This is a genomic window from Bacillus sp. TH50 (genome assembly GCF_016650565.1).
In the GTDB taxonomy this organism is placed as follows: domain Bacteria; phylum Bacillota; class Bacilli; order Bacillales; family Bacillaceae_G; genus Bacillus_A; species Bacillus_A mycoides.
Genome location: NZ_JAEKFM010000003.1, coordinates 851963 through 870669, shown reverse-complemented (window position 1 = coordinate 870669; position 18707 = coordinate 851963). Strand labels below are relative to the sequence as shown.

18 protein-coding genes and 4 pseudogenes are annotated in these 18707 nt (G+C 34.1%); 15 read left to right on the top strand and 7 right to left on the bottom strand.

Annotated features, from left to right (window positions below):
• Positions 1-68 precede the first annotated feature (68 nt).
• Positions 69-1280, bottom strand: coding sequence for an IS110 family RNA-guided transposase (locus JFU23_RS04595; protein WP_201031483.1), 1212 nt, complete (start codon positions 1278-1280; stop codon positions 69-71).
• A 41-nt stretch (positions 1281-1321) separates the two neighbouring features.
• A complete protein-coding gene (locus tag JFU23_RS04590) occupies positions 1322-2797 on the bottom strand; it encodes an IS4 family transposase (RefSeq protein ID WP_201031482.1) in 1476 nt (491 codons plus the stop codon).
• A gap of 314 nt (positions 2798-3111) precedes the next feature.
• Here JFU23_RS04590 and JFU23_RS04585 point away from each other — a divergent pair, with 314 nt between their 5' ends.
• The 3 genes from JFU23_RS04585 to JFU23_RS04575 all read left to right on the top strand — a co-directional run bounded on the left by JFU23_RS04585 (position 3112) and on the right by JFU23_RS04575 (position 5687).
• Entirely contained in the window at positions 3112-3696 is a 585-nt protein-coding gene (locus JFU23_RS04585; RefSeq protein ID WP_060487330.1) for a TetR/AcrR family transcriptional regulator, read from the top strand.
• A 134-nt stretch (positions 3697-3830) separates the two neighbouring features.
• Complete coding sequence (locus tag JFU23_RS04580; protein ID WP_201031481.1) at positions 3831-4559, top strand: hypothetical protein; 729 nt, start codon at positions 3831-3833, stop codon at positions 4557-4559.
• A 186-nt stretch (positions 4560-4745) separates the two neighbouring features.
• Positions 4746-5687 carry a DMT family transporter gene (locus tag JFU23_RS04575; RefSeq protein WP_201031480.1) on the top strand — a complete coding sequence of 314 codons (942 nt, stop codon included), beginning with the start codon at positions 4746-4748 and terminating at the stop codon, positions 5685-5687.
• Between the two features lie 372 nt (positions 5688-6059).
• Here JFU23_RS04575 and JFU23_RS04570 read toward each other — a convergent pair whose 3' ends face one another.
• Positions 6060-6320: a DUF5643 domain-containing protein gene (locus tag JFU23_RS04570; RefSeq protein ID WP_242483488.1), complete on the bottom strand. Its 261-nt coding sequence runs from the start codon at positions 6318-6320 to the stop codon at positions 6060-6062.
• Positions 6321-6645: 325 nt separating this feature from the next.
• Here JFU23_RS04570 and JFU23_RS30480 point away from each other — a divergent pair, with 325 nt between their 5' ends.
• On the top strand, positions 6646-7896 hold the full coding sequence (locus tag JFU23_RS30480) for a hypothetical protein (protein ID WP_242483487.1): 1251 nt from the start codon (positions 6646-6648) through the stop codon (positions 7894-7896).
• A gap of 48 nt (positions 7897-7944) precedes the next feature.
• Positions 7945-8268, top strand: a complete 324-nt coding sequence (locus JFU23_RS04560; RefSeq protein WP_016091836.1) for a hypothetical protein — start codon at positions 7945-7947, stop codon at positions 8266-8268.
• Positions 8269-8466: 198 nt separating this feature from the next.
• Here the strand turns inward: JFU23_RS04560 and JFU23_RS04555 are convergent, their stop codons facing one another.
• Complete coding sequence (locus JFU23_RS04555; protein WP_002035246.1) at positions 8467-8721, bottom strand: SunI/YnzG family protein; 255 nt, start codon at positions 8719-8721, stop codon at positions 8467-8469.
• A 244-nt stretch (positions 8722-8965) separates the two neighbouring features.
• Between JFU23_RS04555 and JFU23_RS04550 the strand changes: the two genes are divergently transcribed.
• Together JFU23_RS04550 and JFU23_RS30205 are read left to right on the top strand one after the other, a co-directional pair.
• On the top strand, positions 8966-9709 hold the full coding sequence (locus JFU23_RS04550) for a M15 family metallopeptidase (protein ID WP_201032258.1): 744 nt from the start codon (positions 8966-8968) through the stop codon (positions 9707-9709).
• 206 nt (positions 9710-9915) lie between these two features.
• The gene (locus JFU23_RS30205; protein WP_207200002.1) at positions 9916-10062 is read left to right on the top strand and encodes a hypothetical protein; all 147 of its coding nucleotides are present in this window, start codon (positions 9916-9918) and stop codon (positions 10060-10062) included.
• A 1048-nt stretch (positions 10063-11110) separates the two neighbouring features.
• Here the strand turns inward: JFU23_RS30205 and JFU23_RS30475 are convergent.
• Positions 11111-11407, bottom strand: a complete 297-nt coding sequence (locus JFU23_RS30475; protein ID WP_002142559.1) for a hypothetical protein — start codon at positions 11405-11407, stop codon at positions 11111-11113.
• A gap of 129 nt (positions 11408-11536) precedes the next feature.
• On the opposite strand from JFU23_RS30475, the pseudogene JFU23_RS30470 reads away from it, so the two are divergent.
• The 3 pseudogenes from JFU23_RS30470 to JFU23_RS04540 form a co-directional block, all read left to right on the top strand.
• Positions 11537-11605, top strand: a pseudogene (locus JFU23_RS30470) (Holliday junction resolvase RecU); the annotation flags it as partial.
• A pseudogene (locus JFU23_RS04545) lies at positions 11598-11957 on the top strand (recombinase family protein); the annotation flags it as partial. The pseudogenes JFU23_RS30470 and JFU23_RS04545, both read left to right, overlap by 8 nt.
• 61 nt (positions 11958-12018) lie before the next feature.
• Positions 12019-12382: pseudogene (locus JFU23_RS04540) on the top strand (hypothetical protein).
• A 68-nt stretch (positions 12383-12450) separates the two neighbouring features.
• Here the strand turns inward: JFU23_RS04540 and JFU23_RS04535 are convergent.
• A pseudogene (locus JFU23_RS04535) lies at positions 12451-12656 on the bottom strand (hypothetical protein).
• A 493-nt stretch (positions 12657-13149) separates the two neighbouring features.
• Between JFU23_RS04535 and sigI the strand changes: the two are divergent.
• From sigI to JFU23_RS04520, 3 genes are all read left to right on the top strand, one after another.
• Entirely contained in the window at positions 13150-13872 is a 723-nt protein-coding gene (sigI, locus tag JFU23_RS04530) for an RNA polymerase sigma factor SigI (protein ID WP_002128341.1), read from the top strand.
• The gene (locus JFU23_RS04525; RefSeq protein ID WP_274606696.1) at positions 13865-15214 is read left to right on the top strand and encodes an anti-sigma factor domain-containing protein; all 1350 of its coding nucleotides are present in this window, start codon (positions 13865-13867) and stop codon (positions 15212-15214) included. Before sigI ends, JFU23_RS04525 begins: the two co-directional genes overlap by 8 nt.
• A gap of 180 nt (positions 15215-15394) precedes the next feature.
• On the top strand, positions 15395-15661 hold the full coding sequence (locus JFU23_RS04520) for an ArsR/SmtB family transcription factor (protein WP_000661861.1): 267 nt from the start codon (positions 15395-15397) through the stop codon (positions 15659-15661).
• Positions 15662-15907: 246 nt separating this feature from the next.
• Here the strand turns inward: JFU23_RS04520 and JFU23_RS04515 are convergent, their stop codons facing one another.
• Positions 15908-16231 (bottom strand): winged helix-turn-helix transcriptional regulator, encoded by a 324-nt coding sequence (locus JFU23_RS04515; protein ID WP_201031478.1) that lies wholly within the window; start codon positions 16229-16231, stop codon positions 15908-15910.
• A 124-nt stretch (positions 16232-16355) separates the two neighbouring features.
• On the opposite strand from JFU23_RS04515, the gene JFU23_RS04510 reads away from it, so the two are divergent.
• A complete protein-coding gene (locus JFU23_RS04510; RefSeq protein WP_002014057.1) occupies positions 16356-16889 on the top strand; it encodes an NAD(P)H-dependent oxidoreductase in 534 nt (177 codons plus the stop codon).
• 211 nt (positions 16890-17100) lie between these two features.
• Positions 17101-18603 carry a class I adenylate-forming enzyme family protein gene (locus JFU23_RS04505; protein WP_201031477.1) on the top strand — a complete coding sequence of 501 codons (1503 nt, stop codon included), beginning with the start codon at positions 17101-17103 and terminating at the stop codon, positions 18601-18603.
• Positions 18604-18707 lie beyond the last annotated feature (104 nt).

The following is an 18707-nucleotide window of genomic DNA, read 5'->3' as shown; positions in this document are numbered from 1 at the left end:
AAATACCCCTAATATGTGTCCATTTTTTACTAGGGGGAAGATATGGTACGATGGATGAAACTATGGTTTTAGGCGGCTAGCCGATAATCATAGTGCATATTATGTGTAATGAGATAGAAGAGAAGCTTCAATAATTTATTTACACATGCAATGGACGCAACTTTATGACACTTGTTATAAGGTTGCGTTTTTAATTTATCGTAATACTCAACAATATGATTTTGTCCGTAACGTCGTTGTTTAATCATGTTCTGGATGATGAGGAAAAGGAGCTTCCGCAAATGTTTATTTCCACGTTTATTGATTTTATCTTTAAAAAAGGTTTTACCTGATTGAAAACGGCGTATATCAATACCAGCAAATGCATTGAGTTGCTTGTTATTGTTAAAACGAGTAATATCTCCTATTTCAGCCATCAAGCGTACGGCAGTATTCGGTCCAATCCCAGGGAGACTGCGAATGATATCGTATTCTGCGCGTTGCTCAGCTACATACACCATCTTGCTAATACAGATTTCTTTTTGGTGAAGAAGCTCTTGATAGCGCCTTGCGTATAATTTGAGCTGGTCACACAGAACATCGTTCTGAGAAACAGCAGGATAGCAAATTTTCGCTATTTCAAGTATCTGAATCGCTTTTTTCTCCGCCGTAATATTTGATATTTTTTTATTGGTATTGGCACGAATACGATTTTTTATAATGGTTTTAGAAAGACCTAAAACACAATCTGGGTGGGGAAATAGTTGAACAAAATTTAAAAACAAATCAGATTTACTAGTAAATATTCTTTCCAATTCTGGAAATGTTAATTGGATTACTTTATGCATACGGCCGCGAATTATTGATAATTCATCATCCAGTTCACTATATAATCTAGAAAGAGATTTTAACTGATAGAATAAATTATCAGTTCCGGTAGATACCCTTCGGGTAACTGTAAAATGAGTGAGAGCTAATCGGTGTGCGTCGCTTCGGTCTGTCTTATGAATCCGCAAGGAATCACATTGTATTTTGGCTTCTAATGGGTTTAATAAACAATATGTATACTGGTTATTTTGCATAAATCGTTCTAGCTGTCTGGAATAGATCCCTGTTGCTTCGAACACAATTTCAGGTGATTCGCCGGTTTCATCTGTAAGCTTATGTATCTTTTCTTGTAGCTTTTTAAAATCAGGCTTAGAATGCTTGATTTCACTTTCGAATACGCATTGTTTTTGTGCATTATAAATTACCATATAACTTTTACCCATACTGATATCAAATGCAATAACGTGTTTCATATAGCGCCTCCTCAGGTGGAATTGAAGTCTTCAACTTACACTTATCGATTCTCATTTCTTATACACGATCTCGAAGACCAACATACTAAAAACTGATTCAAATAAGGTAAGTGAAGAAGGTCAGTTTTGTATACGGATTCAGGATCCCAAAACACCCACGACCTCCTCTTCACTTCTACTATATAAAAAATAGTAGTGCGAACCAATGCCTTGGTCTGCACTACTAATCTTAGTATGTTTTGTATAGTTTGGAATAGAAGAAGAAAATAGTCTTTAATTATATATATGGCTTTATACTCACTAAGCTCTCGTTTTTTCTTTATGAGGAGTAATTGGCGCATTTGAAACATGATAGAAGAACAGAGTAGAATGGCAATCAATTGACCATATAAATGGCACTCCAATCGTTCTGGTTTTATCTTTTTACAATGATGAATGTGGAAGAATGACTTCCACGTTTTAAATAAAATTTCGATTTGCCAACGCAAAGAATACCAGTCATGTACCTGTCCCATCGGGACAATATCTGTAGGGGTGTTTGTCATATATACATTGATACCACTGAGTCGTTTACTACGAGGAGAATACTTCATTCCTTTCTTTTTTTCTCTTACAGCTTGATCTTGTAATCGTTTTTGTTGCTGTTGTTTTGTTAATCGATGAACAATTACACGAGCTGGCACTTTATCAATCATTCCTACATAAGCATCAGCTATTTCACATGTTTGTCCTGGTTGAAGGGAGTTCATTAACGTCTCCATATCTATCTGTATATACTCCGTACCTTTCTTAATTCTTCCATCTTGAAAATAATCAGGGTTAGGATTTTTTTGATAAATACGTGTATTCGACTTGATACGAGAGATATAGTAGGCCTCTTTATCTTGTATATATTGAAGGTCTTTTAAATGAAAATAGCCTAAATCTCGGATACATAAATCATTCGCTGTCACAGTTGGGGCACACAGAGAGCCGTAAGTGCGATCATGTTGTTTACCTGGACCTGTATGAATATGTAGGAACTGTCCACTTAACAAATCATACTCAAGTTGAATTTTTATCCCAGCTGTATGGCTGCATCCACCTGCACCTGGATAAACCGATGAAAATACATCCGGGAGTTGAAATGCGGTTGAATCTAAAATACGAATACGCTTGAAAACAGAAGTGTATGGAGAAGAAATCGGCATAGATGCGGCCAATTTTTTGTTTAGTAGTTCGGCTAGTAGGTGTTGTAAAAGTTGGACGGCCGCCTTATTAAACCGTTGATTCAGTCCCTCAGGACTGATGAGTACTTCTGTTGATGCTTCTAAACAGCTAGATAACTGAGTTAAAGAAGTCATAGCTACATTTTGGCTCACCCATACACATAAAGCTACTAAATCTTTTGCTTGATACTTACTGGTTCGTTGTACAAAACCAACATCTCTAGCAAGATCCCGTAAGGTATTTGGAGATAAAAAGCTTTGGATCTCTTGAGCAAATAGTTGTAATTCGTCAGACACAGAAACAGACATAAAAAACGCCATCCTTTCCTATGATTCTACAGAAAGAATAGCGTATTTTTTCATTTTAGGGTGACATTTCTTTTTATTAGCTTGATAGCGATAGGATAGCACCACATTGCTGTCAAGCTATGCTTTTAAAGTACTCCCAAAACGAAAAATTGTACATATGGGTTCAAAATAAAGTCACGATGTTTTAAATATGGATGCAATGTTTCTATTAATAACTGACTGAATCTGATTCAATAACGCTTGACTGAATTAAGTTCAGTCGTTTATCATTGAATCAGATTCAGTCGTGAAAATAATACGGTAGGAGATAAATTATGAAAAGAATATCAAAAGAACCTGATATAAGGCGTCAAGAGTTAATGGATATAGGTTTTGAACTTTATATGAAAAACGGTATGGGAGGATTTAGCATAAAGGATGTCGTTAATCATGCAGGTGTAGCGACAGGTTTATTTTATTATTACTTTAAATCTAAAGAAGATTTTGTTGATGAGATTTTAAATGATTTTATTGTGAAAAATATAGAAATAATTCAGCAAATACTTACTTCGAATGAATTGCTCGTTATGCAAAAAATGAAAAATTCTCTAGATATATTTTGGACATTTGTTGAAAAACTAGCACCATACAAAGATGCGAGTTCATTTCAGACAGAACAACATTACCTACTTGAGCAAAAATTATTCATGCAATTACGCCCACTAATTCAGCAGGTAATTGAAGACGGGGTGAAAGTGGGGATTTTCCACACCGACAACTCATTTTTAACTTCTGGATTTATTTTATATGGTCTTAGTAGTATTGCACATTCGGAGATAAATTTAAATCTTGATACGAAGAAAGAGATGATTAATCTAATATTAACAACATTAAAGTACGATCAAAAAGAAGATATCTAAAATAGCACCATGGAAATTCTATTCCTAGATATGTTTTAAAGAAATACTTTGGTTTTATTCAGTAAACTGACTAACAATAAGTTTGAAAAACGATTATTGGAAAAACAATTGATTAAGAATACAGGAGAATTAATATGAAAATTTATATTGAAGGAAAAAATATTTCCAATGAACAACTTACAAAATGGAAAAGAAAACGTATTAAAAAGACTTTTCGTATACTGGGGCATAAAGAGCCACAAATAAAAGATACGGACGAATTAGTAAAAAAACTAACTGAACTAAAGATGCATTATTCCTATAATGAAATGTACGATAAGTTAAAATCTAAACTTAGTCTAGGCGAAATGATTATGCGTCTCTGTGTTGCTTTTTCTGGAAAGAGACGAAAATTTTCCAAAACAGATTTCCACTTAGATGGAATTACAGCAGAGGACATTTTACGTGAATTTGATAATCTTATGCTAAAGCAATCACCAGAAAATGATCTAGTAAATTTATCTGCTTGCCCAGATCATTATGTATTAAGACCTATAGGAGAAAATGGACAAGAGGTCATTGAATTTACTGGTAATTCTCCATTTCCTGTTCAATTCTTCATTGTTTATGGTGACGAAACAGGATTAAAAACACCTAGAGACAACTCTTATCAGTACCAATCTGCAGGTGTTGCACTTACGAAAGACGGTACTGTTATTGGTGGAGTTCGACACCAATTCAAAAATACTAACAAGGGTGTTGAAGTAAGAGCTAGTGTTGAATTTCCAGCACTTTGTCCTAATAGCCTTATTAAATCTCATCAAATGCATTTAGCATGTGAGTTTTCTTATTGGCTACAATGGATAAAAGATCAAAAAAATTAATAATGACAGAGCCTTCTTGAAATAAAAAACATAAGTTTTTTAAATGTAATTAATCCTGAACGTATTGTATTCATTACATGTGACGACGACTGTGAAATAATTAATGTCGTCGTTTTAATTTTTTTTAAAGAGAATGTTTCAGTGGAAAAGACTGAATTTTAATTCGATAAAATAGGGGGGATTTCTATGTTTGCAATACTTCTAGCTATAAGTTTCGGAGCTATTTTTGCTGTGCAAACAGCCATTAATGCCCAATTAAGAAAATTCGTGATTTCTCCGTTTTTAGCTTCAATGATCTCATTTGGTGTAGGACTAATCTTCTTACTTATCACACTATTAATTAGTGGTTCACCATTAGTTATTCCATTAGACTTATTCCTGAGTCAACCAATCTTTATATGGCTGGGGGGAATTGGTGGTGCAGTTGCTTTAACGACCAATATACTTTTATTTCCTAAATTAGGTAGTGTACAAACAGCGATAATGCCCATATTGGGAATGACTTTAATGAGTATGTTAATAGATAATTACGGTTGGTTTAATTCAATACAGTATTCTTTTGGATTAAACCGAATCTTCGGTGTGGTATTAGTTTTAATAGGGGTCTTTTTAGCTGTAGCTATACAAGAGGCGAAAAATAAAAAACAACCTTCTCAAACAGACAGGGAAAGCATGTTAAATCAATGGATTTGGCGTATAGTAGGTATAATAGCTGGAATGTTACTGGCTATACAAATTGCTATCAATGGTCAATTAGGAAAGGTTCTTCATTCTTCTTCACAAGCAGCCTTTGTTTCATTCTTTGTAGGCACCATTACCTTAATTATAATTGCCGGGATAATGGATCGCTCTTACACAAATATTAAAGAACCTATTAAGCAGTCAGCTCCATGGTGGATATGGATTGGAGGGATATTAGGTGGGGCTTATGTTCTAATAAATGTATACCTCGTTAATCAAATTGGAAATGGACAAACTGTAATCCTTACTTTATTTGGTCAAATCACTGGTAGTTTGCTGGTAGAACAATTTGGCCTGCTTAATTCTTCGAAAAATCGAGTCAAACCAATACAAATTTTCGGTTTAATTGTTATGATAGCTGGTGTTTCTTTAATCCGGGTATTTTAAAGCATTCATCAATATCTTCTTTTGGGAGTAACGAATAAGTTCAGTAGTTTTTTATATTTTTATTAGTGCCCCACGGCAATCAAGCTAAATTTTAATGTACCCCCACAATGAAAATTTTCTTTCATTACAGTTAATTACTTTGAGAAATCAGCGTTTTTTCATTTTAGGGGTACTTTGTTTTGTTAGCTTGATAGCGATGGGGTACCGTCAGGAAAATGCGGATTTATAACGTTAAGAAAATTTAATGTGAAAAAGCCGGATTCCAATAACTATGGAATCCGGCTTTCATGACGGCTTTTAATAAAGCTCGTTATTCAACTATCGCGTGTTCGATAGCTTAAGGTACTTTTGCGATATGAGTAAACGAGGTCATTATTTACTTTTATTTAAAGGAACGACTAATTCTAATTCCTTTATTTCTTCACTAAATCCTTCACTATTTGTTCGACTTGGCTTGAGTGTAAATGATTTTGGTATCGTATCCATTGGAGGCAAAGTCAGTACCATATGATGACCATAGTTCCCAACAGCCATGCCTGCTTGTAGTTTCAGTTTATCATATACATGACCCTTATCATCGACTACAGAGAAATCAAACTTTTTTGCTTTTTTCACTAATTTTACAATATCCATTTTTGTTCTCCTCTCCGTTACACAATAAAGTCGAATGAGGAAGTAAATCGCTTGCAAAATAATTAAATGTATTAAAATTGTTATCCATTATCTTTTTCCATTTCCTTTAGCCTACGATAAAATGCCGCCTGACTGATTCCTGTAATCTACTATCGCAATTTTAGAGATGATGAATGAGGATTTTGGGGAAATCCATAAATTAATGCTACTAAAATATAGCATAATGGTTTTAGATAAAGCGAATCAGGATTCAGGTAATATTATTCAACAAATTCAAGAAGGCAAATATTTGGTATAGCAGGACAAAGCTAACCTTCAAAACTATGTGAATGGTTTAACGGATTATAAAAATAATATGACATCCTACAAAAAACAAATGGTGGAATGGTATGCAGATGCTTTGACTGCTGTAACTGAACTCACGATAGCGCTGATTGACCAAACGAATTTTTACTGGCTTACAATCAATGATACATTTGTTGAACCAGCAGAAAAATGGGTTGGCACATTACCAAAAGGTGAAATCAGTAAATTTGCAGATGGTGTTCGCGACTATGGACAGCAATTTACTGCCATGCAGGAAGGATTCAAAAACAGACTACCTGAATATAAACAAATGGCCAGTGATTTACGCGTAGTAAATCAAAGTTTCCATAAGTTTGGAGATTCCGTACAAAAAGCTGGGGCATCACTTCATAAACAAGCAGTAATGGCTGATGGACTAATTAATAGTGTCTCAACGCATGTTGCAGAAGCTCAACAAGCATTCCCAACCTTGCATACAGATATCATGTCTGGATTAGATGCTGCCAATAACATTATGGACTCTGCTAATAAGATTTCAGGCTATAAAATAGATACGTCTAATATAGCTAAAAATGTTGGAAACATGGATGGTTTATCTACTCGCCTCAAAGATTTTGGTGTACCACCTGAAAAAATGGAAGAGTTTTTGGCAGAACAGAAGCGTACAAATGAACTTGGATCGATGTCACTTGATTTCATGCCAGTTATTGGGCAAATCAAACAAGGGCTACAACTCATTAACGGCAAAGAATATTTCACTGATAGAGAGTATGACAAAAATGACTATGTATGGGGAACCGTTTCTACTGTTTTTGGTGGGGCTCCTAAAGTTATTGGACGTGTATTCGGTAAATATGGTGAGTTAGAACAAAAAGCGAAGGATTTAGGAAAAGTATCAAAGGTAACTGAAGAGATTGGATGGAGTATGCCAAGAGGCGGAGGGGTCATTGATGGGCGTAAGTATACTGAACATGCGCTTGAAAGAATGGCACCTGATACAATTCAGGTTCGGGCAGAACTTACGAAGCGTGCACGTGAGAGAGCTGAAAGAAAAGGATATCCATTCGGTTCAGAAGAGTATGTAAATGAATTAAAAGGAGTTGACCCGAGAGGAATGACTCCAAATGTGGTTGAAGATATTATAAAAACAGGTTCTCGTCAACCAGGAGACAAACCTGGTACTTGGAAGTATGTTAGAGAAGAGGGTTACGTAGTTTTAAATGACAAAGGTGATGTTGTCACAGTTGTACCTACAAAGAAAAAAGAATAAAATGAATAACGTAGTTAAATTATTCTAGAACAAAGAAGGTTAGGAATATTGGATATAAAATATGATAAATATGAGTTATTAGAAATATTCGAGGATGAACCAGAAGATTATTATATTTCAGGTGCAGGTGTATATAAATATAGCAAAACAGATAGTTTAGGTTTTAGACTGTTAATGTATATGTCAGTTTATGAAAATACTGTTGAATTAAACCTGTTATTAAAAGAGAAAAGTATTTTTGATACGAATATAGTATCTGTAGAAAGAGTCTATACCCGTGAGGACACTCTTTACATTCAATGTTCAGGAGAAAATAAAATTATCCAAATTAAATTCAAACCACATTTTACAGTTACAATAAATGAATTTTAAAAACTTGAAATATAAAAAAGGCACCCATGTGGGTGTCTTTTCTACTTCTTAAAATGACTTAAACTAGTTTAGAAAGCGTTAATAGAAGGAATTTAGTCATGAATGAATTAATAAAAAAAGCAATACAATATCAATTCTATGACTTTGCACCTTTTTATTTCACTTGAACTTTGTTTAAGCGCGTTTATCTACTCATTGTTACGCGTGAATTGCGTTTAAAATCGACACTTTATTCGTAGTAAATAATACATAATTTTGTTTTACAGTTCTAATTAATATACGATCAGTTGTCCCATATGCTGTTCCAATACGGATTGCACTTGGTTCTTCAACACCCGCATAGGTAGCATCTTCGGTAACCTCAATCACATCACGTAATGGAATCGTGACCTCCGCAAATTGCCATGAAATAATTAACTCTTCTTTTGTTTTTTTGACATCAATACCTAGCATTATAACAAGACCTTTCTATAATAGAATGCTACACTTCTTTTCTGATTATACAAATTTTTAGATTATTTTTCTGCATGTATGAATAGAGCTGATATTTTAAGGGTGCCAAAAGAAAGGGAAGATATACTATCAATCTATTAAGGAATACGTTATGAAGAAAAGTTCACAGGGAATTAATATGGATTTGATATGGTTGAAGTATGATGAATGAGTAACAGTAGGAGTTGCAGGAAGGAAATGAATGATGAGACTTAAATTAGTAGGAACCTTAACTTGTATAGTAGTAATGTTAGGTATCTTTATCATTTACACCAATATATCTATTGGTAAAGAACCATATAAGACAAACCATGAAACTAGTGAAAACTCCATAAATAAAGAAAAAAATAGTAAGCAAAATGGGGCCTCAAATAAGATAGCAAGTTCCTTTGCTAGTATACAGGCTGTAGTAAATAAGGAATATGGTTTACCCGAAGACTATATGCCAGAGGATTTAGTTGTACCAAATGTACCGTTCTCATTTAGTGGAACAGTAGAAAAGAGTCATCTTCGTAAAGAAGCAGCAGAAGCGTTAGAAAAACTATTCCTTTTAGCTAAGCAAGATGGGATCCAGTTGAATGCTGTTTCAGGATTTCGTTCCTATGAGTATCAAAAAGGCCTGTATGCCAACAATGTTAAAAAGAAAGGGCAAGAGCATACGGATCGCTTCTCTGCAAAGCCAGGGCATAGCGAACATCAAACAGGGTTAACGATGGATGTTTCTTCTAAAAGTGCGAACAATGAACTAGAGCTATCCTTTGCGAATACGAAGGAAGGAAAATGGCTGAAAGAAAACGCGCATCGTGCAGGGTTTATCATTCGTTATCCTAAGGGGAAGGAAAGTATTACGGGTTATGCATATGAACCTTGGCATATTCGCTATGTAGGAGATATTGCTGAAAATATATATAAGGAAAAACTGACTTTAGAAGAATATATGAATCTGTGAAAATAGAATTGAAGAGTTAAACTGTATTCATTGTTTATGAATGCTACTTTTTCTATTAAAAAGCCTAATTTCTCAATGTTTTGTAGAGAAATTAGGTATTTTTCATCACTTCATTAGAGTTTTTTAGGCTTCGTTCGTTGGTATACTTCACACAATATTATAAAGGAAATAGAACTTACTGAAGATAACATATGAATGTTTTATAAATGTATCAAAAAAGTGAACAAAATCGTTATTTTGCACAACAAGGTAGTCAGCGTAATGAAATAACTGCTTGTAAAAAAAGAAGCCCTATAGGAAATATTACAGGGATTCACCAAGTTGAGTTATGTCGTATTCACATGGGATTTTAACATGATATTTGTGTTGAATAAACTGGTAAATGTGTCCAAGTAATTTGGAGCTATTTTATAAAAAAAGAGAAGCGCTTAATCAGGACGCTCCTCTTAATGCCAATACACAATAACTATTCTATTATACTGTATAAGCGTAAAATATTTAACAATTACCTTCATGGTAAATATTTCATTTTGTCTTAGTACCTTTAAATCACGAAAAAAGGTTCTGCTGTTTCCAACAGAACCTTTCCTAAAATGGCAAAGAGTAACTCTTACCTTACTCTTTGTTCATATACTACAGGAGTTTTAATGAAAATCCAAGGCTCCTTATATTGAGAAATAAAGAAGAATCATTATAAAAATTTTTATCTTTTTTCATAAATAAAAGAGCAGCTAGCAAAAACTAACTGCTCAATACAAGGAGATACAGAGAAAACTAAATGGATTTTGGCATACAGCCTATCAACATTATGGACATAATATTGATTTTTATTCGAAGGAATTCATGTTTTACAAATCAGATTATGATAGTCGATATTCTCCATATTGACCAGAAAAGAACCAAGAATTCTAGTGAAATTCCAAGTGTTTTTTTCCTAGTTTTTTGAAATTCTTTTACTAAATAGCCAATAGCGCTAATTGCTAGAAGAATGAAAAGAATAAGTTCTAGTGTAACTGGCATTTGATCTACTCCTAATCTATTATTTTAATTTAGTATATAACGATTATAAGATATTTTTTTGTGGTTAGTGGTGAGAAATTAAACAAAACCATCTCTTTACGAAAAAAGGTCCTGTTGTTTCCAACAGAACCTTTCCTAAAATGGCAAAGAGTAACTCTTACCTTACTCTTTGTTCATATACTACAGGAGTTTTAATGAAAATCCAAGGCTCCTTATATTGAGAAATAAAGAAGAATCATTCTAAAGAATCTTATCTTTGTTATAAATATAAGAGCAGTTAGCAAAAACTAACTGCTCATCTCCAAGGGGGAACAAGGAGAAAAATCTAATGTCATCTATATTATTGACGGAATATTGAGTTTTACTCATAAAAAACTACGTTTAACTTAATGCATAACCCACAATCAAAGTTAGTGTTAAAAACACTGATAATAACAATGTTAGTAAGACTGTTGCTACACTCCTAAGCATCGCAATCCAATTATTCATCTTAGAAAATCCTATAATGCCAGCAAAAAAAGTTCCTATTGTTAAAACTAGTAATATAAATAAAGGGTGAATGTGTAATGAATCCGTGAAAAATTTGAATAATTCAAGTGGAATTTCAAAATATAAACGGAATAGTCCAACGCAAATCAAAGAGCATATAAAGGACCATAGATTGAGGTTATGCTTCATAGCTTTCTCCTATGTTTTCGAAATAGTTTTACTCAATTTTAATGGGAAATGAAGGAAAAAGATAGAGGTTATAAATTAGAATCAATTTTTTAACAAAATAATCCTTTTAATAGAAAGCGAGGAATAACAATGGGACTCGGAAACCGTGGGATGGCATTTGAAATGCTTATCAATCTAGCGAATGAAATGTATCATAGAAACAATTAAAGAAAAAGGCGCTTCTATTAAGTCGTTAAAAGACAATTGGCTTGATACTACAAGCGATAATCCATACAGCACTTTCCTACTCACTGTAATGGCTGGTGTTAATCAGTTAGAACGTGACCTAATTCGAATGCGGCAACGAGAAGGTATTGAACTAGCTAAAGAGCGTGGTGTTTATAAAGGGCGCCCTAAGAAGTACGATGATGATAGTCCTAATATGGAACATGCTTTAGATCTGCTTGCAAACCGAAAGGAAAACAAGTTTACAGTAAAGAAGATATGTGAAGTTACAGGTGTAAGCCGCACGGTTCTTTATGAGAGAGCAAAAGAAAAGGGAGTTATGTAGATTTTAAAGCAGCGAATCCGCTGCTTTTTTATTTTATCAAATAAATTGTTTTTGAGTAGAAATGAAAATAGGGGTTTGCCTTAAACATTTATTATTAATCAAGAATATGAGTATAGAAACAGGCTTGAATTTTGTAATGGTGGAGGGGATTGTTGTGGACATAACTCAAAGTGTGGTAAGAATAGTGGTTAATGGGAAAGACCTTCCGTTCAAACCTCTGCATGGAATCATGGACCTGTAAATGATTTAATCGTTTCGACGAATCAGAGAGTGAATGAGCTTTATCAATTCATGTGGTCACAAGTACCAGTTACGATCTCGGTGTATTTTCTTCAAGGGGCGGACTTAATGAGATTCGCTAGGATCGCTGGAATTAATGAACGTGTAACGGGAGAATATATATATATCATTTCATTTGGGGATAAGAAGAATTCAAAGTAGCTTAACAGCTGCTTTTTTATTTTGCATAGAAAAAGGAACCATAATAGGCTCCTTAATTTGATTCAGAAGTTGTGTAGTTTTCTTGATGATATCTTTTATGTTGATAATTAAGGATATAAGGAATCCAGCAGCTAGGATACCGTTTACCCAGTAATATGTATTCCCGGATGTAAATTTATTATAAAAGGAATCGATATTATAATACACTAAGCCTGCTGAAATGACGGTAGAGATTACTAACGTACCAAAACTTTTCATGACGCTGCCCTCTGATTCTGAAATTTTAGACTTTTAATACAATTATACATTTAAATAAAAAGGTTTACAAAGGAATTACCATAAGGAGGAGTTATAACGAGTTTCTTCCAATTGATGGTTTTTATTTTTGAAAAAATAACTATTTTATAAAAAATATTTTTTTGACCCCCATAAAATTATTTGTTCCTTCGAATATATATAAGTAGAAGAAAATAAATGAAAGAAAAAGCTAAAATTACCAAAAATATAGCGAAGAGTTATTCAAAGATTGCAGCTAAAATAGAAAAGAGCAAGAAGAACAAGTGGTATTGCAAAAGAAAACAAGAAAGTAGTAAAAGTGGAAAAAATAGTCATATAAAAAGTCGGCCTCGAAAAATATGAGCACCAGCAAGAAGACAAGCCCAAAGAAAAGTACTAAGAAAATGTGGTTAAATGGTCACTTGTTTAGTGGCCATTTTGCTATTTGAAGCAGAAGGAGGCAGGGAGATTACTAGTGTTGAGTTTAGTAATGAAAATCTTAAAAAAAACGAAAATAGAAGATATCGTATTTAACATACAAAACAACGGAGGAGATAAGGAAGCTTTTATCGTACAGTATCAGCCGTTTATTAGAAAATCAATCTCGTCTGTCTGCCGCAGGTACATTACAGAACAGGATGATGAATATAGTATTGGATTGTTTGCGTTTAACGAAGCAATTGAACAGTATTCATATAAAAAAGGAAAATCTTTTCTGGCGTTTGCTGATCTTCTTATAAAAAGAGATGTAATTGACTATATACGCAAGGAGTCTAAGCATAATCTTGTCTTTTTAAAAGAAGATAAGCAAGAGGAAATATTAGAAATACAAGTATCGCTTACGGAGTATATGAAAGAGATGGAAAATAGTAACCGTAAGGAGGAAATTCTTCATTTTCAAAGTGTGCTAGCTGAGTTTAAAATCACATTTTCAGAGCTTGCTAAGGAATCCCCTAAGCATCGTGATACGCGTGAGCACTTAATAGAAATTGTAAAGATTATTATAAAAGACGAGAAAATGATGGAAGAGCTGTTCCGAAAGAAAAAGTTACCCCTTAAACATATTGAACCACGTGTTAGGGTAAGTCGTAAAACGTTGGAGCGACATCGAAAATACATTATTGCGATGTGTATTATCTTTGCAAACAACTATACATATATTCTGGATTATATAAGAGGGGAGAAGCATGATGAATAAAGGAATTGTGATGGATATAAAGAAACATAACGTAGTTGTTTTAACTCCAAATGGAGAGTTTATTACGTTTAAAAGAAAAGTACACTCTTACATGATCGGAGAGGAAATCTCGTTTAACGAACAAGAGCAAAGAGCACCGCGTTTTTCAATGCCACCTTTCTTAAAGCCTACAACAGTAATTGTTGCTGGTTTTCTATGCGTATTGCTGTTTTTCTACAATCAACCGGAAGAAAAAGTGTTTGCTTATGTCTCAGTTGATATAAATCCAAGTTTAGAGGCGAGCGTAACGGAAGATCTTCGTGTTATAGATTTGCGGGCTTGTAATGATGATGGAAGGCGTATTTTAAAAGAAATGAAAGGGTGGGAAAATAAGCATCTGCAAGACGTAATACGTACTATTATAAAGCAGAGTCAAAAGGATAAGTACTTAACGAATGATAAGCAAGTTATGCTAACAGCTGTTACAAAGGACAATTCGCTAGAACCACAGTTGGAAAAGGTTATGCAGGAATTAAAGAAAGAGTATGAGATAAAACATATTACAGTTGAATATCAAAGCAGTACGATGCAAATGCGGGGGGATGCCAAGAAAGCAGGGGTTGGAACGGGCGTTTATATAAAGCAAGAGAATGAGAAGCAAAAATCGCTTACTCCACCTGCACCTCCGTCTAATCAAGAACAACAAAAGTCATCTTCTGATGCATCATCGGACGCATCTCCTGTAAAAGAAGAAAGCAACGAGAAGAAAGAGCATATAGAACAAAAGCAATCTAATGAACAACAACCGAAGCAAATAAAAGAAAATAATGGGAATCAGCAAGAGAACAACGGAAGAGGATCACAAGGAAATAATGGAAATGGGCAAGGAAACCACGGCAGAGGGTCACAAGGAAATAATGGAAATGGGCAAGGAAACCAGGGTAGAGGGTCACAGGGAAATAATGGAAATGGGCAAGGGAACAACGGAAGAGAGTCACAAGGAAATAATGGAAATGGGCAAGGAAACCACGGCAGAGGGTCACAAGGGAATAATGGAAACCAGCAAGGGAACAACAGAAGAGAATCGCAAGGGAATAATGGAAATGGTCAAGGGAATAACGGAAGAGAATCGCAAGGGAATAATGGGAATGGTCAAGGGAACAACGGAAGAGAATTGCAAGGGAATAATGGGAATGGGCAAGGGAACAACGGAAGAGAATCGCAAGGGAATAATGGGAATCAGCAAGGGAACAACGGAAGAGGATCACAAGGAAATAGTGGGAATCAGCAAGAGAACAACGGTAGAGGATCACAAGGAAATAATGGGAATCAGCAAGGGAACAATGGTAGAGGGTCTCAGTAAGGAAAGCTCCTACCACATAATATCGAGTGAAAGAAAAATCTATAGAATATTGAACAGAGGGATTCCTGCCATCTGAAGGAATTTCTTAATATTTTTTAAAATGACGGACATAAAATCGTATATCCTTTCGAATTATATATATGGATATCATTAATAGTTATATAAAAGGGGAGAAAAAATATGAAAGAAATGTATGAAGAAATCACTGAAGTATTAAAGGTATTGGCGCATCCTGTCCGCTTATCATTAGTAAAAATAATGCTTGCAAAAGGTCCTATTAACGTAACGACAATGTATGAAACATTACAAATGCCTCAAAGTACAATTAGTCAACATTTATCTAAACTAAAAGCTACAAAGGTCGTTACAGGTACTCGGAAAGGATTAGAAATTTATTATGAGGTAACAGATAATCGTACAAAAGCGATATTATTAAGCTTGGCTTAAAGGGTAACTGTTTAGATTTCAAAATTAAGTAAGCAATTCAGCGACTATAATTTTCTTATTAACATTAGTCGTATGTGTTGTTGTTTTTAATTTGTTTAATACATTTCTTTATTAGGGTCTTGCCGTATCACTATCAAGCTAAAGTTTAAATGGATTATAAAAATGAAAGTTTCTTATTAGGGTCTTTTTGTTAGCTTGATAGTGATGTGCCATTCCCACTAGTATGTAAAGAATTTGGTAGTTTTTTTAGTCATGTAATCTTTTGATCTGATGGTCTTTTCCCCATTCAAATAGTTCATCCATAATTTGCATTAAAGATTTTCCATGTTCGCTAATTGTGTACTCAACCTTTGGTGGTACTTCTTGATATACAGTACGATGGATAATCCCATCAGCCTCAAGTTGCCGAAGTTGCTGTGTGAGAACTTTTTGTGTAATGTTTGGAATTTCTCGTTTTATTTCATTTGTTCGCATTTTTCCATCCGCCAAAACACATAAAATATGAATTTTCCATTTTCCACCGATCACGTCGAGTGTCGTTGCGATTGGGTAATTATCATTTTGATTCATATAACACCTCCAAAGGTACTTTAAAGTTCCTATAGCACTTTAAAGTACGTACTTTTCAATTATATGTGACTCATTCATACTAATACTAAAGCGTTTGAATTATTTATAAGGGGGAAGAAAATATATGAAAACACTTGTAATTGTAGCACATCCTGATATTGAAAAGTCTCGAATTAATAAAAGATGGGTAGAAGAACTTGAGAAATATCCAGATGAAATAACGGTGCATGAATTATATAAAGTGGCACCAAATTGGGAATTTAATATTGAAGAAGAACAAAAGCTGTTAGTAGAGCACGACCGATATATATTCCAATTTCCACTCTACTGGTATAGCTCACCACCATTATTAAAAAAATGGTTCGATGATGTATTAACATATGGATTTGCGTACGGATCAAAAGGGGATAAAGTGAAGGGGAAAGAATTTGGTGTAGCTATTTCTATAGGTGGGTTAGAAAAAGACTATAAAAATAGCGGAATTACAATGGATGAATTAACGAAACCATTCCACGCTACGAGCTTATATACAGGAATGGAATTTATACCATCATTTTATTTATATGGTGCGGAATATGAAATCAGTGATGAAGAGATTGACAAAAGTGCACCTGAGTATGTGAAATATGTGATGAATAAGGAGTTTTCTAATATATAAGGAGAAATAGCCATTTACTTGTTAAGTAGATGGCTATTTTTGTTTATCCCGCATTAACCGCCTGTAAGGTGTGGACTAATAATCAGTGGAGATGAACACCCCACATCGACTAAAGATTCACTTCATTTAAATTCACTAAGTTTAATCTTTAGTAAATTAATAATTAATCTGATAAAATAAAAATCCTAACATATATAAAGGGGAGTTTTACTTGAGAACGATGCGACAATTATTACAAAAAAGAGCAATGCAGTCACCAAATTTGGAAGCGCTTATCGGTGGAGAGAAAAGGTATTCGTTTCAGCAGTATAATGAACGAGTAAACCAGCTTGCACATTATTTGTTACATACCGGTGTGAAAAGAGGGGATCGTATAGGAATTCTATGCAAAAATAATCATCCGTTTCCAAGCGTTATGATGGCAAGCTTAAAAATTGGAGCGGTATTTATTCCGCTTAATCATCAGCTTACTGCTTATGAATTAGAATCGATTGTAAAAGAAGCGAGATTAAAAGTATTAGTTATTGATGATGAATTTAGTGAAGTTGTATTAAAGATTAATGGAGTTAAAGAAATTCCTTATGTAATTGAGACGACAAAAGAAGGATTTGGCTTATTTGAATTAAAATTAAAGGAACAGCCAATAACAGAGCCGAATGTGGAAGTTCATGAAGATGATGATGCCATTTACTTATTTACTTCAGGAACGACTGGACAGGCAAAAGCATGTGTAATTGGTCATAAAAACTTACACCATTATTTTACTGAAATTGCGGGGCAAAGAGAAATTCCAGCAGGTGAACGCTTTTTATCAGTGCACCCATTGTTTCATATGAGTGGCGTGCTTTCTATTTTAAATTGTATTTATCATGGCGTTACGATGGTCTTTTTAGCTGATTCGAATCCTACTCTTATTTGGGATAAGATTGAAGAAGAGAAAATTACTACGATGCTTGCGTTCCCAGCTGTTTATAGTTACATGCTTGATGAATTAGATAAAAAAGAGCGCAACATTTCGGCCTTTAAAGTAGCGCAAAGTGGTGGTACAAAAGTGCCAGAAACACTCATTCAAAAATATATGGAAAAAGGCATTTATATGGTGCAAGGTTATGGGAGTACAGAAGGTTGGGTAGTAACTTCTTGGCATCCAAATATGGGAAAAGAAAAAATGTCTTCTGTAGGGAAAACTTTGAAACATGTAGAGCTGAAAATTGTTCATCCAGAAACAGGTGATGAGCTAACAACAAATAAAGTTGGAGAGATTCACGTGAAAAGCCCGTACATGTTTAAAGGATATTGGAATAATGAAGAGGCAACAAAGAAGGTAGTAAAAGATAATTGGTTTAACATGGGTGATGCCGGTATGATAGATGATGATGGATTTCTACATATTATGGGAAGATATAAAGACGTTATCGTACGCGGTGGTGACAACGTATATCCAGATCAAGTAGAAGATGTAATTCATGAAATAAATGGCGTTTTAGAAGTTGCAGTAGTTGGGATTCCAAATGACTTTTGGGGGGAGGTTCCAACAGCTTACATTGTAAAGGACATTCAAACGTCTTTAACAGAAGAAGAGATTATTCAGCATTGTAAAGAAAAACTAGCAAGCTATAAAATACCAGAAGTTGTATTTATGGACGAATTACCGAAAAACGCTTTAGGGAAAGTGTTGAAGAGGGAATTAAGGGATGTTTTTCTTGTAAAATAAAAGGTTATTAAATAATGAAGAATCCAGTTATGTATAAACCATAACTGGATTTTTGTTTATAAAAAACATAATAATTTACTAGATTTTGTATTTTGTGTAAGATG

What these genes read in the sequence shown, in the direction of transcription:
- JFU23_RS04515 (WP_201031478.1), bottom strand. Translation starts at nt 16,231, where the DNA reads ATGAATCAAAATGATAATTACCCAATCGCAACGACACTCGACGTGATC.
- JFU23_RS04555 (WP_002035246.1), bottom strand. Translation starts at nt 8,721, where the DNA reads ATGCTAGGTATTGATGTCAAAAAAACAAAAGAAGAGTTAATTATTTCA.
- JFU23_RS04510 (WP_002014057.1), top strand. Translation starts at nt 16,356, where the DNA reads ATGAAAACACTTGTAATTGTAGCACATCCTGATATTGAAAAGTCTCGA.
- JFU23_RS04570 (WP_242483488.1), bottom strand. Translation starts at nt 6,320, where the DNA reads ATGGATATTGTAAAATTAGTGAAAAAAGCAAAAAAGTTTGATTTCTCT.
- JFU23_RS04585 (WP_060487330.1), top strand. Translation starts at nt 3,112, where the DNA reads ATGAAAAGAATATCAAAAGAACCTGATATAAGGCGTCAAGAGTTAATG.
- JFU23_RS04575 (WP_201031480.1), top strand. Translation starts at nt 4,746, where the DNA reads ATGTTTGCAATACTTCTAGCTATAAGTTTCGGAGCTATTTTTGCTGTG.
- JFU23_RS04595 (WP_201031483.1), bottom strand. Translation starts at nt 1,280, where the DNA reads ATGAAACACGTTATTGCATTTGATATCAGTATGGGTAAAAGTTATATG.
- JFU23_RS30205 (WP_207200002.1), top strand. Translation starts at nt 9,916, where the DNA reads ATGTATCAAAAAAGTGAACAAAATCGTTATTTTGCACAACAAGGTAGT.
- JFU23_RS30475 (WP_002142559.1), bottom strand. Translation starts at nt 11,407, where the DNA reads ATGAAGCATAACCTCAATCTATGGTCCTTTATATGCTCTTTGATTTGC.
- JFU23_RS04520 (WP_000661861.1), top strand. Translation starts at nt 15,395, where the DNA reads ATGAAAGAAATGTATGAAGAAATCACTGAAGTATTAAAGGTATTGGCG.
- JFU23_RS04590 (WP_201031482.1), bottom strand. Translation starts at nt 2,797, where the DNA reads ATGTCTGTTTCTGTGTCTGACGAATTACAACTATTTGCTCAAGAGATC.
- JFU23_RS04550 (WP_201032258.1), top strand. Translation starts at nt 8,966, where the DNA reads ATGAGACTTAAATTAGTAGGAACCTTAACTTGTATAGTAGTAATGTTA.
- JFU23_RS04580 (WP_201031481.1), top strand. Translation starts at nt 3,831, where the DNA reads ATGAAAATTTATATTGAAGGAAAAAATATTTCCAATGAACAACTTACA.
- JFU23_RS04525 (WP_274606696.1), top strand. Translation starts at nt 13,865, where the DNA reads ATGAATAAAGGAATTGTGATGGATATAAAGAAACATAACGTAGTTGTT.